The sequence below is a fragment of the Gammaproteobacteria bacterium genome, assembly GCA_013817245.1.
Classification (GTDB): Bacteria; Pseudomonadota; Gammaproteobacteria; order HTCC5015; family HTCC5015; genus JACDDA01.
On sequence record JACDDA010000006.1, the window covers coordinates 110,354 to 129,473 of the forward strand.

General features: G+C 44.4%; 15 protein-coding genes. 1 reads left to right on the forward strand and 14 read right to left on the reverse strand.

Annotated features, from left to right (window positions below; genetic code table 11):
- Positions 1-6: 6 nt before the first annotated feature.
- From H0W44_08785 to carA, 12 genes are all read right to left on the reverse strand, one after another.
- The gene (locus tag H0W44_08785) at positions 7-342 is read right to left on the reverse strand and encodes a hypothetical protein (protein MBA3582529.1); all 336 of its coding nucleotides are present in this window, start codon (positions 340-342) and stop codon (positions 7-9) included.
- A gap of 20 nt (positions 343-362) precedes the next feature.
- On the reverse strand, positions 363-4,310 hold the full coding sequence (locus H0W44_08790) for a TIGR02099 family protein (protein ID MBA3582530.1): 3,948 nt from the start codon (positions 4,308-4,310) through the stop codon (positions 363-365).
- A gap of 2 nt (positions 4,311-4,312) precedes the next feature.
- On the reverse strand, positions 4,313-5,785 hold the full coding sequence (rng, locus tag H0W44_08795) for a ribonuclease G (protein ID MBA3582531.1): 1,473 nt from the start codon (positions 5,783-5,785) through the stop codon (positions 4,313-4,315).
- 28 nt (positions 5,786-5,813) lie between these two features.
- The gene (maf, locus tag H0W44_08800; protein MBA3582532.1) at positions 5,814-6,392 is read right to left on the reverse strand and encodes a septum formation inhibitor Maf; all 579 of its coding nucleotides are present in this window, start codon (positions 6,390-6,392) and stop codon (positions 5,814-5,816) included.
- A gap of 9 nt (positions 6,393-6,401) precedes the next feature.
- Complete coding sequence (rlmH, locus tag H0W44_08805) at positions 6,402-6,875, reverse strand: 23S rRNA (pseudouridine(1915)-N(3))-methyltransferase RlmH (GenBank protein ID MBA3582533.1); 474 nt, start codon at positions 6,873-6,875, stop codon at positions 6,402-6,404.
- A gap of 36 nt (positions 6,876-6,911) precedes the next feature.
- Positions 6,912-7,298: a ribosome silencing factor gene (gene rsfS / locus H0W44_08810; GenBank protein ID MBA3582534.1), complete on the reverse strand. Its 387-nt coding sequence runs from the start codon at positions 7,296-7,298 to the stop codon at positions 6,912-6,914.
- Between the two features lie 20 nt (positions 7,299-7,318).
- Positions 7,319-7,993, reverse strand: coding sequence for a nicotinate-nucleotide adenylyltransferase (nadD, locus tag H0W44_08815; protein ID MBA3582535.1), 675 nt, complete (start codon positions 7,991-7,993; stop codon positions 7,319-7,321).
- Positions 7,994-8,009: 16 nt separating this feature from the next.
- A complete protein-coding gene (locus H0W44_08820; protein ID MBA3582536.1) occupies positions 8,010-9,299 on the reverse strand; it encodes a glutamate-5-semialdehyde dehydrogenase in 1,290 nt (429 codons plus the stop codon).
- Between the two features lie 31 nt (positions 9,300-9,330).
- Complete coding sequence (locus H0W44_08825; GenBank protein ID MBA3582537.1) at positions 9,331-10,467, reverse strand: DNA polymerase III subunit delta; 1,137 nt, start codon at positions 10,465-10,467, stop codon at positions 9,331-9,333.
- Between the two features lie 160 nt (positions 10,468-10,627).
- Entirely contained in the window at positions 10,628-11,104 is a 477-nt protein-coding gene (greA, locus tag H0W44_08830; protein ID MBA3582538.1) for a transcription elongation factor GreA, read from the reverse strand.
- Positions 11,105-11,107: 3 nt separating this feature from the next.
- Positions 11,108-14,362, reverse strand: a complete 3,255-nt coding sequence (gene carB, locus H0W44_08835; GenBank protein ID MBA3582539.1) for a carbamoyl-phosphate synthase large subunit — start codon at positions 14,360-14,362, stop codon at positions 11,108-11,110.
- Between the two features lie 2 nt (positions 14,363-14,364).
- Positions 14,365-15,531: a glutamine-hydrolyzing carbamoyl-phosphate synthase small subunit gene (gene carA / locus H0W44_08840; protein MBA3582540.1), complete on the reverse strand. Its 1,167-nt coding sequence runs from the start codon at positions 15,529-15,531 to the stop codon at positions 14,365-14,367.
- A gap of 242 nt (positions 15,532-15,773) precedes the next feature.
- Between carA and H0W44_08845 the strand changes: the two genes are divergently transcribed.
- On the forward strand, positions 15,774-16,196 hold the full coding sequence (locus H0W44_08845; protein MBA3582541.1) for a hypothetical protein: 423 nt from the start codon (positions 15,774-15,776) through the stop codon (positions 16,194-16,196).
- Here the strand turns inward: H0W44_08845 and H0W44_08850 are convergent.
- A complete protein-coding gene (locus H0W44_08850) occupies positions 16,150-17,388 on the reverse strand; it encodes a protein kinase (protein MBA3582542.1) in 1,239 nt (412 codons plus the stop codon). The genes H0W44_08845 and H0W44_08850 overlap by 47 nt on opposite strands.
- A gap of 12 nt (positions 17,389-17,400) precedes the next feature.
- On the reverse strand, positions 17,401-18,969 hold the full coding sequence (locus H0W44_08855; protein MBA3582543.1) for a protein kinase: 1,569 nt from the start codon (positions 18,967-18,969) through the stop codon (positions 17,401-17,403).
- Positions 18,970-19,120 lie beyond the last annotated feature (151 nt).

Here is a 19,120-nt window from a genome sequence, read left to right on the forward strand (position 1 = left end):
TTATTGTTAGGGCTGCACAGACAATATTATCTGATCTGCGCGCGCGCTGCCCGGTAAAAGTCGAATCTGTGTTTGTGGCACACCCAAACTCGTTAACCAATCCGCTAATTCATCTGACCACAATACGCCAGTCTCGCCTCCAGGATATTGGATTTGCAAAAACTGTTGTGGATTCAGGGTCCATGCCTGCACCGCGGCTTTTACGGCGGGTAGTTCAATAATATAAGCAGCACTGCGCGGGCGCGCCCAATCATCCCACGCGACTGTATATTCTTCGCTTGCTAAAACAGCTTGCTGCATCAGCAAGCAAAATAGACCGCTCCAATATATTATTTTTTTCATCATGCGCCTGTTTGTGTACGTTATTTATTATCTACTGGTTTTAACTCAGGATTATCCCAGCTTCCCCTTAATTGATAGGTGCGCCGTCCTAATTCGTCACTGTCTTGACCTAATAATTTCGCAACCTGATCTACCAACAAAACGCCGGCGCCACCCACAGGCCCAGCGACTAATGTGCCAATCACCGGCAAGGTATTAGATACGTCGGGCAAAACGGTCACGCGCTGATCATAATCTCGCGTCGCAATCCCGACACGACCTTTCAACTGAATTTTTGCAGCCGGCGCTTTAAGTTCAAAGTTTGTCGTCTGCGCTTGGCCTTGAGCAATATTAAAGTCACCTTTAATACGATCAAAACTAAAACCTTCGGCAAACACATCGCGGAAATCAAACGCCAAACGCCGCGGCAAGGCTTGCACACTTAATAAACCAAATACTCGGCCCGCATTCCCCGCATCAAGTTCCAATAATTCGCCATCTTCTATATGCATACTGACAAAACCATTTAATTGATTCGCGCTGTAATTTTGCGGTGATGATTGCCAATTAATCGAGGCATCAATTTTCCCGTGTCCTGCCGCAATCACGCGTTGATAACCCAATTGCGCTAATCCTACACCTAAATTATTACTGTTTATTTGCAACTCAAATTCAGAACGATGTTGGCCTTGTGCATTAATCGACCACAGCCCTTTGCCAGTTACATTCAGCGCCGGATCTTTCGCCTGTAAAACATTAAAAACATAACCTTCCGGTTTAGCCGCCACTGATGTATTTGGCGCATTTGTTTTACTCGTTGCGACATTTAATTGCGGCGTCGCATTAATCAACACATTATTTAACTGCCAACGATTAAAAATTAATTTGCCGACTCGCACGCGCAGCGGTGGAATATTTCGCGGATCAATAGACGCTTTACTATTTTTAACAGATGCAATAGGCAGCCACGTATCTACATTAAAGTTTTTAAAATCCAAATCAATACCGCGTTGCTGCAAATTATCAAACGGTAAACCAATCGCACCTTGACCTTGTAAAGCATCAAGCTCAATTGTCCAATGATCCTGCTTTTGTTGTAGCTTAGCATTCACGCGCTCAGCCCTGCGTCCTAAATAAACCAATTCATTTACTGACAAATTAGCGGTGCGCAATACCGGTAATTTTAAAGATGCCGATGAAGATACGGGCGAAGAGGTAGTTTTTATCGCAGGCAATGTCGTCGTTTTTGCTTCTATTAATAAGGGCAACCATTGATCTACATTCAAATAACTAACCTGTCCGTTAATATGTAAACCATTTACGGGAGGAGCCTGCACCACGTCATCATCCCCTAACACAATATTAGCGCGCTCAAGCCGTAACATATGATCACGTGATTCAAATCCGATCCACGTGTTAATGCGTTGTGCAATTTTAGTTTGTAAAACCAGGCGACCCCCCGATTCAATACGTAACTGCACTTCACTAGGCCACGCTTGTTCCGCTGACTTATTAAAGGGTGCGGGCAATTCACTCGTAATGCCTAATAAATCGCTACGCATTTCCAATAATGGCGGCAATGGCCCCTTTTGCATATTAAATCCAAATGCTAATTGCATCGGCGTGCGTCCAGCAATACGATCAAATCCCAACCAATTCGCTTTCTTGAATGCTATCTCTTGCAAGCCCAACGTACTATCGACTTTAACGCTTACACGATGCGCAGCGTCTTTATGTGCGGTACTAATATTCAACTGCGCTTTTTGCTTATTTAACAAGACCTGCGTCAGCGGCATTACAATGCCATCTAGATTCCAAGCAAACGAAGTCGTAAGCTCGCTGAACTTTACACCCACATCACGAAAATCAAATTCAGCCGCCTGTAAATCAGTCGATGCTTGCGCCCAAAATAGCACTTGAGGATCGTACGGAATTTCCATCGACAATAAACTAGTTTGCCAACCCTTCGCCTCTAATTGATTAAAGCCGGTCCATAATTTATTTTTTAAAGAAGTGGCTTGTAAATAACGCACCGCATCACCTAGCTCACTGCTAACCTGCGTCTGTAACAATACTTTATGCTCATGATAATGTGGTATCACCATGCGCACATCCGTCAGCAATAATTTATTAATATTAGCTTCATAAATATCAGCGGCTAAACCATCATTCTCAAAACGTAGGTGCAAACGCATATCGCTAGCGGCAGGCCAATCGCGCAAATACGCTAACTCCATATTTTCAATCCAGGCATCAATTCGGAAAATGCCTTCACCTTTTTTAAACGGGAATTTTTCAAGATCACCTTTTAAACGCATCCACGCCTGCCGCACATCGGCACGGCGCACACCATACTCCAACCATTTTACTAAATTCGGCCCCATAATCGTGGTGGGCAAATACCGTGCAATTTGACGGCCATCGCCTTTTTCAATCAAAGAGAACATATCAATAGTAGGTGTTTGATTTACTTTTAAAATCAAATCGAGCCAATGCCTGGTTTTAGCATCCGTCGTATTAAACACTAAATCACGACTGCGAATTTCTAACTGCGTATCTTTAGCCAACAAATAAATTTCGCCCGTTATTTTTTCTACGGGCCAAGCACTACGAAATAAATCTGGATAATTAAATGCCTGCGGCGTACTGCTAAATTTCACCAAGCCTTTGTCTTTATAAAAATACAATTGACCCGCTACATTATCTAAATGCGGCACCCAACGACCCGCTTGTATGCCGAAGTGATGAAATGCAGCGCTGCCTTGAAAACCCGCTTCTTTATCCCATTGCAATTGTACTTTTTCTAAATCTAAACGTGGCTGCAAACTTTGCACGACCTCAAATCCAGGAGGCAATGTAGCTTGCCACCAATACATTAAATTCAATAGATTCTCAGCACGCAAAAAATCAAACGCTAGCTCCACTTTATGCAATCCCAAGGTATTTCTATGCAGGCGTAACTGCAAGCCATTTTGCGGCCAAATACTATCGCCTTGATTTAGGAATAAATTTTCCAAATTTAAATCCATAATCTCAGCAGTTGCTTGCCAACGAATATCACTTTCTATTTTATTAACCCGCCAACTCTTTTCTATTTTTTTAATTTTATGAACTAACCAAACATTTTCAACCTTAACATGCCCTGACAAAGAACGTAACTCACCATTCCATTCGCCCCATAACTGGGCATTCAAGCGCCCCGTCTGCAATGCAGGAAAAATCTTTAAATCTTGAATAATTTTCGCTACATTTACTTGCTGTGTATTTATATAAAATCGACCATGAAGGTTTTTTAGATTTTTAGGGATGCCTTGTAATTCCACACCCACGTCAATCCGTTCACCCAAATGCTGCGGCAACACCATGCTCATATAAGCATCATGCTGTTTGCCATCCGTTTTAAAACTACCGCTAACATCAGGAAAATTATAATTTTTATTTAATTTATCATCTTGATACTGCACATGCGCAGAATGCACGCGCAGGGTGCGGCCTCGCAAGAAAGTCGGAATAACTATTTCTTTATCCGCCGATTGGTTCAACGGAATACCTTGAATAAAAAATTCACCGGCTTTGTTGCGTTGTATTTTTACGTCTACTTGATGCACCACAATATCACCAAACACCGAACCCCAACGCCAGACAGAAGCAAAAATATCGATAGCAACCGCTAGTTCTTTGGTTTGTATAATCGGTTTTTTTATATCGCCAATAGTTACATCATGCAGCAATATATAAGGCTGTAAACCTGTCCACGCGACATCAATGCTCTCTATATGAACGGGATAGCCTGTTTTTTGGGTCGCTTTTTGTTCTATCGTTAAACGATATTGTTCTGCAAAAGGCAATATCAAACGCAAGCCACTAAATATCAACGCAATTAAAACTAACGACAAGCCCGACAATAAAAATAAACGATGCCAAGCATTACGCAATACATTGCGCTGATGTGGCGTGAGATTAAATTTAAAAGCAGGAAGCCAGCGCATATTTACATCATGACCACATCATATTGCGCTTGGTTATAAAGATGCTCCACTTGCAAACGAATGGGCACCTCCACAAATGCTTCCAGCTCAGCCAAACCATGTGACTGTTCGTCTAATAACAAATCCACCACCGCTTGCGATGCCAAGACCGTTAAATTATGCGGATCGTATTGCCGCACTACGCGCAGAATTTCCCGAAAAATTTCATAACATGCAGTTTCAGTGGTTTTAACAAAACCACGTCCTTCACAAGCAGGGCACGGCTCACATAACACATGCTCCAAACTTTCGCGCGTACGTTTACGCGTCATTTCTACTAAGCCTAACTCTGAAACTTCGGACACGTGAGTACGAGCATGATCTTTTTCTAATGCTTTACCCAGCGCACGCAGTACTTGACGCTTATGCTCTTCATCTAACATATCGATAAAATCTATAATAATAATGCCGCCGAGATTGCGTAGTCTTAATTGTCGCGCGATGGCTTGCGCAGCCTCTAAATTAGTTTTGTAAATGGTTTCTTCTAAATTTCGACTACCTACAAATCCACCCGTGTTGACATCAACCGTGGTCATTGCTTCGGTTTGATCAATAATTAAATATCCGCCCGATTTTAAAACTACTTTGCGTTCCATGGCTTTTTGAATTTCATCTTCTACGCTGTGCATATCAAACAAAGGGCGATCCGCTGAATAATGACTGATGCGTGCTTGCATATCGGGCATATATTGCGCAGAAAATTCGCGCATAGCGACAAATGATTCTTTGGAGTCGACTATGATGCTGTCGACACTACCATCGACAATGTCACGTAAAGTGCGTAACGCCAACGGTAAATCTTCATGCACTAAACCTGGCGGTTTTACGATTTTGCTACGCTCGTGAATAGCTAAGCCGATTTTTTGTAAAAACAATGCGTCGCGTTGCAATTCTTCTGTGCTGGCGTTTTCGGCAACCGTGCGTACGATATAACCACCCGTGCTATTCGGTGGACGCGCATTTTCCATGATGGCGCGTAACGTTTGACGCTGTTCATCATTTTCTATTTTAGTTGACACACCAATCGCAGTAGCACTGGGCAACAACACTAAATAACGCGAAGGAATCGTTAATTGAGTAGTAACACGCGGGCCTTTACTGCCCAAAGGATCTTTCACCACTTGCACCAGCAGCTCTTGGCCTTCACGCAAAATCTGCGTGATCGGCAAACGCTTAGCTTGTTGATCAGGAACAACATCGCCCATGGTCGGCATCTCAATGTCAGACACATGTAAAAACGCGGCTTTATCTAAACCAATATCAACAAATGCAGCATCCATACCCGGCATCACACGAATGACTTTGCTCTTATAAATATTGCCGACCAAACCGCGCCGATTAGCACGCTCGACAAATAATTCTTGTAACACACCATTTTCTAAAATCGCTACGCGTGTTTCTTGTGGTGTAATATTTACTAGAATTTCATGCGGCATACATTACACCTGTAATAACTTCGTCGTTTCAAACAAACGAAAACCCATAAGATCGGAATAATTGCGCGGTTTCAAATAAAGGTAAACCCATAACACCGGAATAACTGCCGCTTAGATGTTCAATAAAAACCGCTGCTTGTCCTTGAATCGCATAAGCACCCGCTTTATCTAAGGGTTCTTCAGTCGCACAATAATCTTTAATTTCATTATCTGTCATCACGCGAAAACGCACGTCGCTAATGGAGACTAAGGTTTTTTGTTGCTGACCATGCGCCACGCTAACAGCTGTCATCACTTGATGCGTGTTACCCGATAATTGCAATAACATGTCACGGGCATGCGCTGCATCACGGGGCTTACCTAAAATCTGTTGATCTAAAACCACAATCGTATCCGCGCCTAAGACGGGGTTTCCATCTGCGCATTGCGCAGCACCTGCTTGGGCTTTTTGCTGCGCCAAGCGTGTTACATAATCCTTAGGTAATTCATCTTTATATTGAGCTTCATCAATCGCGGCATTGATGACGGTAAATGAGACCGCTATCTGACTTAATAATTCACGACGACGAGGTGATTGTGAGGCTAAATAAATAAAAGGATATTTCATATGACGCACTCAACCTTCACGATGATAAGGATGGCCACTATGCAAGGTCCATGCTCGATATAAGGTTTCAGCTAATACCACCCGCACTAAGGGATGCGGTAACGTTAATGGCGATAAAGACCAGGTTTGTTCAGCACGTTGTCGACAACTTTCGGCTAAACCTTCTGGACCGCCGACTAATAAAGCAACATCGCGACCTTGCATTAACCACTGCGCTAATTGTTGCGCCAATTGTTCCGTCGACCACGGTTTACCGTGGACTTCTAATGCAACGACAAAAGCGCGTTCGGGAATTCGCGCCAACATGACCTCACCTTCTTGTTGCACGATGCGTTGTAGATCTTGTGATTTGCTGCGTTTGGACGCAGGGATTTCGTTAAGTTGTAAACGACATTCAGGTGGAAAACGTCGTGCGTATTCATCAAAACCACTGTTCACCCAGGCGGGCATTTTAGTGCCGACGGCCAACAGATGAATTTTCATGATAGCCGTCCGTAACTAATGACGCCGTTAAACATGTTAACGTTTTTGTAAGCGTGCCGGTTTAACCATACGTGCTTTTAAAACTTCTTCGGTTGTTTCTAATTGCGGATCCCATAATTTTTCTAAATTATAAAAAGCGCGAACCGTGGGTTGCATCACGTGTATCACTACATCGCCCAAATCTACCAAGATCCATTCTGCTTCGCGTTCACCTTCAACACCTAAAGGACGCACACCCGCAGCTTTACTTTTTTCTGCCACGCTGTCCGCCAACGCTTTTACATGGCGCGAAGAAGTACCGCTCACCACAATCATCCAATCCATCACACTGGTTAATTTTTTTACATCTAACACAGTAATTTCATTACCTTTCACATCTTCCAATGCCGCTACTGCGAGCGCTTTTAATTCATCAGTTTTCATAATGTTGCTAATCTCGTATTTTAAAATGATTGATAAATATTATTAGTAGCCAACCATTGACCCACCGTCGGCGGCAGCCAATGATCCGGTAATGATTCGCCGGCGTTTAAATAAGCTCTGATTGCGGTAGATGAAATTGCATATTCCGGCGTTTCCAAAAAAATAATAGCACCAGCTTTGCGCGTACGTAATTCCTTAAACTGTTGTATCGATAAACCGTGTTGCTGATACCACTCGTCTGCTAAGCTTTGCGGATCTAAACGATAGTTCGGTCGCGCCATGACGATGATATACGTGAGTTGTAAAATATCAACAGCACGATGCCATGTTGGAAAATGTGCAAATGCATCTTGTCCCATTACCAAACACAATTGCGCGCCAGGATAGTCATGCGTTAATTCTTGCAAGCTATCAAACGTATAACTAGCACCTACTCGTGTTAATTCGCGCTCATCAATCTGCATCTGCGGAAATTCAAGACAAGCGAGTTGCAACATGTGCAAACGTTGCGCAGCATTTGCAATTGGCGGCGCACGATGCGCAGGCTCGCCACAAGGCATTAATAACAACCTATGTAAATTTAAAGTTTGAATTACCGCTTGCGCGGAGCGCAAATGACCGTAATGCACAGGATCAAAAGTACCGCCGAGAATGCCGATGAATTGATTAGCGAATAAAGTGTTGCTCAGCGTCAACGATATTCACGTCCGCTTATTGGCGGATATGCCCCTCGCCTAACACAATATATTTCTGCGTCGTTAAACCTTCTAAACCTACCGGTCCACGCGCATGGAGTTTGTCGGTACTAATACCAATTTCCCCGCCCAAGCCATATTCAAAACCATCTGCAAAACGTGTCGAAGCATTAACCATCACTGAACTTGAATCAACTTCACGTAAGAAACGTCGCGCGCGCGCATAATCTTCCGTGACAATTGCGTCGGTATGATGTGATCCATAATGATTAATAAACATAATCGCTGCATCTATATCTGCAACTATCTTGATTGCTAAAATCGGCGCTAGATATTCTGTATACCAATCATCTTCTGTAGCGGCATTGATGTTTGGCAAAATCGTCCGCGTTGTTGCACAGCCGCGCAGCTCTACGCCTTTCGCCAAATAATCTTTTGCTAAGATGGGTAATAATTTATCGGCCAGCGGTGCCGCGATTAATAAGTTCTCCATCGCATTACAAACACCATAACGATGCGTTTTGGCATTCACGGCGATCTTCAGGGCTTTTTCTAAATCTGCTTTATCATCAATATAAACATGACAAACGCCATCCAAATGTTTAATCACCGGAATTTCTGCTTCTGCGGTCACGCGCTCAATTAACGATTTACCACCGCGCGGAATAATAACGTCGACATATTCTTTCATTTTTAATAATTGACCGACCAAAACACGATCCGCGCTTTTTAAAACTTGCACCGCATCCGTCGTTAAACCTGCCGCTTGCAAACCCGCGTGAAAACAATCCGCTAACGCTAAATTCGAATACAAAGCTTCTGAACCACCGCGCAAAATAGTGGCGTTGCCGGATTTCAAACATAAAGCGGCGGCTTCAATCGTAACGTTGGGACGGGATTCATAAATAATACCGATCACGCCTAAAGGCACACGCATTTTGCCGACTTGAATACCGGAAGGCCGATAACTCAAATTCGTTATTTCACCAATCGGATCCGCTAAATTTGCTACTTGTTGTAAACCTTCCGCCATCGCAGCAATACGCGCCGGATTTAACGCTAAGCGATCTAAAGACGCCGCATCTAAATTTTTGGCTTGTGCCGCACTGAGGTCTTTTTCATTCGCCGCCAAAATTAAAGCTTCATGCTCACGCAATAATTGCGCAGTTGCCAATAACGCTTGGTTTTTAATGTGCGTGTCCGCATAGGCCAACAGCCGAGATGCGGCTCGCGCCCGCGCGCCTACCGCTAACATATAGTCAACTTGGTCTTGGGCGGTTTTGCTGGCTACTGCATTCATCGTCATTCCAATGGTGGTTCTAATTTATTAAGACACTCTATCTATAGGTAGTAGGCGATCTATTCTGGCGGGCGACCACCGAACTCAACGCAGGTTCTAAGCCAAACGGGCCGCATAATTCCAAACAAAGGCCGGTTAATACTACCCAAGGTTGCTGGCTACCTAAACCCAAAGCGGAGTTGCCATTGGCCATGCTACTGGCCCAACCCGCGCCTTTACTTACTTGATCCGCGCGCGCTGCTAAGCGCATGAGTATACCCCATGTCTTTAAACCCGTAGCCTCAGGCCGGATACGTTTTAATGCGGCTTGGACTAAGGGTTTACGTTTTTCCCACACCGCCGCAAAGACACTCGCCGCCGGCCGACCTTGCGCTAGCGCCATGGCCATGGTGGTTAAACCGCGAATTTCGTTGGCCAAGGCCCAGGCCACTAAAGCCGGCGTCTCACCTTCCGCGCGCAGACCATTTAATATGCGCAGGGTTTTGGCGGTTTTACCTTCCAACGCCGCATCGACCAGATCGTAAACACTAAAGCGGGCGCTATCGGCGACGGCTTCCGCTACCTCGCGGACATTCACCTTTACCGGTTGCGCGGCACTCGCGGACTTTAACAAAACCAATTTATCAATTTCTTGCGCAGCCGCCAGCAGATTGCCTTCTACTCGCAATGCCAATAACTCCACTGCTTCGCGATCCGCTTGTAAACCACGGGCTTGCAAACGTTCATTAATCCACTGCGGCATGCGATTACTGGCCACTGGCCAAATCGTCACGATCACACCGACTTTATCTAAGGCTTTATACCAGGCAGCACCTTGCGAACGTTTATCCAATTTAGGACATTGCACCAATAACACGGTGTCATTCGGCAAACGTTCGGTGTATTCCTGCAAAGCTTCACTGCCCGCTTTACCGGGCGAACCCTGAATGCGCAAATCCAATACGCGACGATCCGCAAACAAGGACAAACTATTCGCGGCTAATAACAAATGTTGCCAATCAAAATCGCGGCCCGCTTCAAATACTTCTCGATCTAGATAAGCTTGCGCACGCGCCGCTTTACGCACCGCATCCGCCGCTTCCATCATTTGCAATGGTTCATCACCCGTCAATAAATACACGGGCGCGAGCCGTTGCTGTACCGATTTTTCAAGTTGTGCGGGCGCTAATTGCATATATAACAGCTCAAATTATTTAATCGTCATTATTCGCTAATCAATTGATTGCCGCAAATAAGCCTTACATCAAGACCACTTCTAACGCAGCCACTAGATTTAATTGCCGAATAAAAAAGCGGCCAATGGCCGCTTTATAAAAACCTGCGACCCTAACCTTTTAAATATACTTTACATCAACCACTTCGTATTCTTTAATGCCACTGGGTGCTTTTACTTGCGCGACATCATCCACTTCTTTACCAATCAACGCGCGCGCAATCGGCGAGCTAATCGAAATAAAACCTTGCTTAATATCAGCTTCGTCATCGCCTACAATTTTATACGTAACTTCAACACCACTAGCAACTTCTACCAACTCTACCGTAGCGCCAAACACGATGCGGCCATTGGCATTAATTTTAGTAACATCAATAATTTCAGCATTCGATAATTTTGCTTCTAATTCTTTAATACGGCCTTCTGCAAAACTTTGTTGTTCACGCGCCGCATGATATTCAGCGTTTTCTTTTAAATCGCCGTGCGCACGCGCATCCGCAATCGCTTGAATAATTCGCGGCCGATCAACATTTTTAAGTTTTTCTAATTCGCTGCGCATTTTTTCTGCGCCTTGTACTGTAATGGGTACCTTTCCCATAAATCACCCCTTATTAGCATCCTGGTGAGAATCTTGAGTCAACGTCTGATGCAAATCCTGCAATCGATTTACCTGATAATTATCAACATAGTCTAACGCCATACAGCTTGCACGTGCACCTGAAATGGTCGTGGTTAATGTCACTTTATGATTCATCGCTTCTCGACGAATCGCAAATGAGTCACGAATCGCTTGTTTACCTTCAGTGGTATTCACAATCATCGCTATCTCATCATTCTTAATCATATCCACAATATGCGGTCGACCTTGTGTAACTTTATTAACACGTTCACAAGCCACGCCCGCACGTGTCAATACTTCTGAAGTTCCATCAGTGGCTAAAATTTTAAAGCCGCGTTTAATTAATTCGCGCGCCACGTCAATAGCAGCTGGCTTGTCGGCTTCGCGTACACTAATAAACGCCACACCGCTTTTCGGCAAATTCACACCCGCGCCAAACATACTTTTACAAAATGCTTCACCAAAAGTACTGCCAATGCCCATGACTTCGCCCGTCGATTTCATTTCGGGGCCAAGCAAGGCATCTACGCCAGGAAATTTAGTAAATGGAAACACAGATTCTTTCACAGAATAAAATCCAGGTATCACTTCATGCGTAATGCCTTGCTGGCGCAGACTTTGTCCCGCCATACAACGCGCCGCAATTTTTGCTAAAGGTCGACCGGTCGCTTTTGAAACAAAAGGCACCGTGCGTGACGCACGCGGATTTACTTCTAAAACATAAACCGTCTCGCCTTGAATCGCAAACTGCGTGTTCATTAAGCCAATAACTTTTAAACCCTTTGCCATTTGCGCTACTTGCGTACGCAATACATCTTGCACTTGTTTGCTTAATGTATAAGGCGGAATTGAACAAGCGGAATCACCTGAATGAATGCCGGCTTCTTCAATGTGCTCCATGATGCCGCCAATGATGACATCAGTGCCGTCACAAATCGCATCGATATCAACTTCAATCGCATCATTTAAAAAACGATCTAACAACACGGGCGAATCATTAGATACTTTAACGGCTGCACGCATATAACGCTGCAATTCATCCGGACCAGAAACAATTTCCATACCACGGCCACCTAATACATAAGAAGGCCTTACTACTAACGGATAACCAATTTCATCAGCGAGTTTTAAAGCTGCTTCAGCAGTTTTTGCAGTACGATTCGGCGGTTGTTTTAAACCCAAATCGTTAATGAGCTTTTGAAAACGTTCACGGTCTTCTGCCAGATCAATTGAATCAGGACTGGTGCCAATAATAGGCGCGCCGGCTTTTTCTAAAGCGCGCGCTAATTTCAATGGCGTTTGACCGCCGTATTGCACAATCACACCAAAAGGTTTTTCAACGTGCAAAATTTCTAATACATCTTCTAATGTCAGGGGTTCAAAATACAAACGATCAGAAGTATCGTAATCCGTTGAAACAGTTTCGGGATTACAATTTACCATGATGGTTTCATAACCATCTTCACGCAAAGCCAATGCCGCATGCACACAACAATAATCAAATTCAATGCCTTGACCAATTCGATTAGGCCCACCGCCTAACACCATAATTTTTTTACGCTGCGTAGGCTGCGCTTCGCATTCTTCTTCATAAGTCGAATACATATACGCGGTCGTCGCAGTAAATTCTGCAGCACAACTATCCACACGTTTATAGACTGGTCGAATATTGCACGACCAGCGATATTCGCGCACCGAGTGTTCGTCAATATTCAACACTGTCGCTAAACGACTATCAGAAAAACCTTTGCGTTTTAATTTACGTAATTCATCTGCGTCAATGCTTTTTAAACTACGACCCACTAAGGCTTGTTCGATGCGCACTATTTCTTCGATTTGCACTAAAAACCAAGGATCAATCCAGGTTAACTGCTGCACTTCCGCAAGACTAAAGCCATTACGAAACGCATCGGCGACATACCATAAACGTTCAGCACGTGGTTCGCGCAATTCGCGAATTAACGTATCACGCCAATTTTCATCGGCAATGCTCGCGTCTAACAAAGGTGTAAAACCATCCACACCAATTTCTAATCCGCGCAACGCTTTTTGCAATGATTCTTGAAAAGTGCGGCCTATCGCCATCACTTCACCGACCGATTTCATTTGTGTGGTTAAGCGACTGTCCGCAGCAGGGAATTTTTCAAAAGCAAAACGCGGCACTTTCGTAACAACGTAATCAATGCTGGGTTCAAATGATGCTGGCGTTGCGCCGCCGGTAATTTCATTTTGCAACTCATCTAAGGTATAACCTACCGCTAATTTAGCGGCCACTCTAGCAATCGGAAAACCCGTGGCTTTAGAAGCTAAGGCAGAAGAACGCGATACACGCGGATTCATTTCAATAACAATCATTTCACCATTTGCAGGATTCACCGCAAACTGTACGTTAGAGCCGCCCGTGTCCACGCCGATTTTACGTAACACCGCAATCGAAGCATTGCGCATGATTTGATATTCTTTATCCGTCAACGTTTGCGCAGGCGCAACGGTTATTGAGTCACCGGTATGCACGCCCATCGCATCAAGATTTTCAATCGAGCAAACAATGATGCAGTTATCTTTACGATCACGCACCACTTCCATTTCATATTCTTTCCAACCGAGCACTGATTCTTCTAATAATAATTCATGCGTCGGCGACAAATCTAAACCACGCACCACGATTTCTTCAAACTCTTCGCGGTTATAAGCAATTCCGCCGCCTGTGCCACCCATCGTAAATGACGGACGAATAATTAACGGAAAACCAATTTCCGTAATCGCAACGCGCGCTTCTTCAATGTTATGCGCGATGATGGCACGCGGTGTCGCCAAACCAATTTCTGTCATAGCTTGTTTAAAGCGCTCGCGATCTTCGGCCATATCAATCGCGTCTTCATTGGCGCCGATCATTTCTACGCCATACTCGGCTAACACACCGTTATGATGTAAATCTAAAGCGCAGTTCAACGCAGTTTGCCCGCCCATTGTGGGTAACAATGCATCGGGTTTTTCTTTTTTAATAATTTCCGCAACAGTGCGCCAATTAATCGGTTCAATATAAACCGCATCCGCCATATCAGGATCCGTCATGATGGTGGCAGGATTCGAGTTCACTAAAATAACGCGATAACCTTCTTCACGCAGTGCTTTACACGCTTGCGCGCCGGAATAATCAAACTCGCACGCTTGACCAATCACAATAGGACCTGCGCCGATAATCAAGATACTTTTTATATCAGTCCGTTTTGCCATGATTACGCTGTAGCCCGTTGTTGCATAAATTCAATAAACTGATCAAACAAAGGCGCAACATCATGCGGCCCTGGACTTGCTTCAGGATGACCTTGAAAACTAAATGCGGGTTTATCTATATGACGAATACCTTGTAACGATTGATCAAACAACGAGCGATGCGTCGCAATCAAATTTGCCGGCAAGGTTTTTTCATCTACTGCAAAACCATGATTCTGACTGCTAATCATCACTTGACCCGTACTTAAATCTTGCACCGGATGATTGCCGCCGTGATGACTAAATTTCATTTTGATCGTGTTTGCACCGCAGGCTAAACCTAATAATTGATGTCCTAAACAAATACCAAAAATAGGTATTTCAGTTTCTAACAAACTGCGAATAGCTTCAATGGCGTAATCACAAGGCTCTGGATCACCCGGACCATTCGATAAAAATACACCATCCGGTTTTAATGCTAAGACTTCAACTGCAGTGGTCTGTGCGGGTACTACCGTTACGCGACAACCGCGCTCAACTAACATACGCAAAATATTGCGCTTGATGCCATAGTCATAGGCGACCACATGAAATTGACTATTCGCAGGAATAGGATGACCCACGCCTAATTGCCACACACTTTCTTGCCATTGATAAGATTTTTTGGTGGACACTTCTTTAGCCAGGTCTAAACCTTTTAAACCAGGGAAAGTTTTAATGGTTTGCAAAGCAGGCTGTAGTTGTAGCTGAGTTTGATTTTGTTTTAACAAAGCTTGCGCATCGGCACCCGCAAAAATAGCGCCTGCTTGAGCGCCTTTTTCACGCAAGATCCGTGTTAAGCGGCGCGTGTCGATATCCGCAATCGCGAGCACGCCACGGCGCTGCAAATACGCGGATAAGGTTTCCGTAGAACGAAAATTGCTGGCCACCAAGGGCAGATCACGAATCACTAAACCGGCGGCATATAAATCACTGGCTTCTTCGTCCTCGGCATTCATGCCGACATTGCCAATATGCGGATACGTCAGTGTGATAATTTGGCGAGCATAAGAAGGGTCAGTGAGAATTTCTTGATAGCCCGTCATGGCCGTATTAAATACCACTTCGCCAACGCTAGTGCCGTCTGCGCCGATTGAAATACCTCGAAAGACACTACCATCTTCGAGTACCAGTACCGCCAGCTTACTCAAACTGCCTCCGAATCGTGCCGAGTCTAGATGTGAAAAACGGGACGAGCCAGGTGCGACCCCAATAAATGAAGGTCTCAGAGGCTCATCCCGTTTCAGGAATGCGTTGACGCGTGGTGAAAATAACACTCAAACCACACTGTGCTGGGCGCGCATTTTAACGAGACCTGCCGCAGCTGTCCACGTTAGCGAGAGTCTTCTATACTCGATTCAGGAACAAAATACCGGGCAAAGGGATACTTCTAATGGGCACTTTCTCTTACCAGCATCGCATTACCGATTGGGTGGAATACACGGTCGCCGGCGAATTTCCGATGCCGCTGATGCTTGAACGCGCACAACACGCCGTGACACCGTGCCAAGACCATCAAATTTACAAAATGTTATTTGATATGCGCGGCCTCGAAGGGCATCTGACCATCGCACAACGCTACTGGCTCTCCAGCGAATTGCCACATTTTTGGGATAGCCGCTTACAAACAGCCGTATTGGGTCTGCATCATCAAGTACTGCCCAGCCGCTTTGGGGAAAAAGTGGCCAATAATCGCGGGGTGTATCTAAAAGTTTTCACCGATTACAGCGCCTTGCTGCAATGGTTATTAGGCAGCGGGCATGCGGCGCTTAGTTTGGCAAAAGATCCGCGTGATTGGCCTGGATATATTCAATAATATCGCGCGCTGATTGAAAACGTTCTTCCGGTAATTTCGCCACCATCGACGATAATAAAATTTGTAAATTTCTGTGCTCCGCAGGTAACGGCGGTATCGGCGCGCGTACATGCTGCAACACGACATCAGCCGGCGTTTTGCCACTGTAAGGTTTTTTACCCACCATCATTTCGTAAAACATAATACCCAAACTATAAATATCACTGCGGGCATCCACGCCTTTACCTTGTCCACATTCCGGACTCATATAACTTAAGGTGCCTAACACCCGATTCTCACGTGTGACTTCACGTTCAGCGGCTGTCGCTACTTCTTTAGAAATACCAAAATCAATAATCGCTAAAGAACCATCGCCACGAAACATAATATTCGAGGGTTTTAAATCTCTATGCACAATGCCGCAGCTATGTATTGCATCTAAACCGCGTGCAATTTCATATAAACACGTTACTGCTTCGCTGGCAGACAAATGGCCCGCGTTAGCAATGCGCTGATGTAAATCACCGCCCGGCAAATATTCCATAATCATATACATAAATGATTCGGTATAACTTTGCGCAAAAATTTTCACTACGTTGCGACTATCAAGACGTGAAATCAATTCGAATTCTTGCAAAAAGCGATCAACAAATGTTTCGTCTTCAATAGACTCAGAATATAAAATTTTTATCACCACGTTATCGCGCTCTTTCTCGCGCAGCGCGAGATAGACCATCGACATGCCACCTTCGCCAATTTTTTGCACAATGCGATAATTGGGAATTTGCGGCCCTAAGGTATCGCGCATTTGTTTTTCACGATTGACGCGATGAGTCTCGGCAAATTTCAAGGCATGATCAACTGCTGAGATCAGCATGTTTTGGGTTAAACCTTGTTTATTTAATACTTCGTCAGCACCCAACACTTTTGCTTTGGGTTCATGATCCGGTTTAGCGGTTAACATCACGATAACAGGAAAATGCGAATCATCTTTTTTAAGTTGATTAAACCAATCAATTTTCCCGTCGCGCACCAACCGATAATCAATTAGCACTAAATCATACGTCAGCCAATTAAACATGCGCGTAGGAAAACCACGGGTTTTAATATCGTGCTCATAGACAATAAACGGCGTCGGACTGTTTTGCAGCAGCCGCTTAATGGTAGAACGAAATTTTTCGTTATCATCAATAACGAGTAAACGCTTGGACATCAGGATGCTTTTTTAAAGAAGACTGTTTTCATCGAAGTCCAAGGTTAAATCCCAACGGAATTCTTTGTGTATGAATTGCAACAAATCGTAGGCAGATTGAAAACGTTGATGTGGGAATTTTGCCATGCAACGATCAATTAACACCTGCATTTCCCAGAATTGATTAGGTAATTTTGGAATAGGATCATGCAAGTGTTTATAAATAATAGCGGCGCTGTTCGGCGCGGCATACGGTTTTTTGCCGGTTAACATTTCGTATAACATGACACCCAAAGCATAAATATCACTGCGCGCATCAGGTCGATAGGTCGCATTGCCTTGTTCAGGGGCCATATAATTAGGCGTACCCATGATTTGACCGGGCATCGTTAAATCTAAGCGCGAATTAATATCACGGGAAATTCCGAAATCAATAATCGCTAAGGTTTGGTCTGTACGAAACATGATATTGGCGGGTTTTAAATCACGATGAATCACACCACAGCCATGAATTGCCACTAAACCTTTCGCCATTTGCATCATGTAAGATAAACCGTCACGCGCAGTAATACCTTCGCGTAAACGATACTTTAAATCGTTACCCGGAAAATATTCCATGGTGGTATACATTTCATTGCCGGTCATGCCTTGTTCATACAAACGCACAATATGGCGATTAGTAATACGACTAATTAAGCGAAATTCTTGGCGCGCGCGCTCAACCGTTTTGTGATGATCCATTAAATGTGCTGACAAGGTTTTAATGACCACTTGTTTACCGTCAGCTTCGCGTTCCGCCAAATAAATCCGCGACATTCCGCCTTGGCCTTCTTTATTCAACACGCGATGCCCGGGAATTTTTGGCCACAAACTTGGATCTTCTTCTAATTTTTTATTAACTGTAGGTCGTACCGTGCCACCTTTGGAAACATTGCCCCTGTCGACATGCGAAGTATCACCACCTATATATTCCAACGCGGGTTGTTCCCATTCGATTACACCAATCGTAAGATCCGATGACGTATAGGGATTAGCGGAAGCCACTAAGTTATTCAAGGAATTATTCAGCTGTGACCTAACAGTATTCGAAATAAAATCGGCCGGTGCGGCTGGCGGCTGGGTAACAGAGGATGTTAGCGGCGCGTTAACAATGTCGGCCGGACTTAGTTGTGTATTTGTGGCGTTCGCACCCACTATTTTTCCATTCGCAGCGGCACGTTTAGGCAATATATTTTTGAGCAAATCATCAATAGTGGCGTTCAGTTTGCTGCGCGTTAAACCAGTTTTAGTCAAATAATTTTCAGCACCTACTTTAATCGCACGTACCGCAACATCGGGATCAGCATGAGCTGACAACACCACAGTAGGGGGAAAGTTAGCTTGATTTAGTAATACACGTAGCCATTCGAGGTTTTCATCTTTTTCAAACAAACGATCTAAAAATAATAAATCGTAGTCATTCCACGTCCAGCCACTGGTTTGTTCGAGATCTTTAGGATCACGTTCATGCACTTCAATCGCAGGCCAATCTTGCACAATTAAGCGCTTCAGCTTAGTGCGGAAGGCGGCATTTTCATCAATGATCAATAAACGAATTGCCATGCTACATCACGATTGTGTTACTTAATTATATAGGCGGCAAATACTAGCCATTCTTTTAATAGCGGCCAAATCAGTATCTTATTCACTGCAGCCGCGCATAATGTCGACAACTTATCCACTAAGCAAGCCCACCGAACAATACCTGAATAAA

Bases quoted from the DNA above. Each gene is read 5' to 3' on its own strand.
- H0W44_08845 (MBA3582541.1), top strand. From the start codon at position 15,774: ATGGGCACTTTCTCTTACCAGCATCGCATTACCGATTGGGTGGAATAC.
- H0W44_08850 (MBA3582542.1), bottom strand. From the start codon at position 17,388: ATGTCCAAGCGTTTACTCGTTATTGATGATAACGAAAAATTTCGTTCT.
- H0W44_08790 (MBA3582530.1), bottom strand. From the start codon at position 4,310: ATGCGCTGGCTTCCTGCTTTTAAATTTAATCTCACGCCACATCAGCGC.
- rlmH (MBA3582533.1), bottom strand. From the start codon at position 6,875: ATGAAAATTCATCTGTTGGCCGTCGGCACTAAAATGCCCGCCTGGGTG.
- H0W44_08825 (MBA3582537.1), bottom strand. From the start codon at position 10,467: ATGCAATTAGCGCCCGCACAACTTGAAAAATCGGTACAGCAACGGCTC.
- rsfS (MBA3582534.1), bottom strand. From the start codon at position 7,298: ATGAAAACTGATGAATTAAAAGCGCTCGCAGTAGCGGCATTGGAAGAT.
- H0W44_08855 (MBA3582543.1), bottom strand. From the start codon at position 18,969: ATGGCAATTCGTTTATTGATCATTGATGAAAATGCCGCCTTCCGCACT.
- rng (MBA3582531.1), bottom strand. From the start codon at position 5,785: ATGCCGCATGAAATTCTAGTAAATATTACACCACAAGAAACACGCGTA.
- maf (MBA3582532.1), bottom strand. From the start codon at position 6,392: ATGAAATATCCTTTTATTTATTTAGCCTCACAATCACCTCGTCGTCGT.
- carB (MBA3582539.1), bottom strand. From the start codon at position 14,362: ATGGCAAAACGGACTGATATAAAAAGTATCTTGATTATCGGCGCAGGT.
- H0W44_08785 (MBA3582529.1), bottom strand. From the start codon at position 342: ATGAAAAAAATAATATATTGGAGCGGTCTATTTTGCTTGCTGATGCAG.
- greA (MBA3582538.1), bottom strand. From the start codon at position 11,104: ATGGGAAAGGTACCCATTACAGTACAAGGCGCAGAAAAAATGCGCAGC.
- H0W44_08820 (MBA3582536.1), bottom strand. From the start codon at position 9,299: ATGACGATGAATGCAGTAGCCAGCAAAACCGCCCAAGACCAAGTTGAC.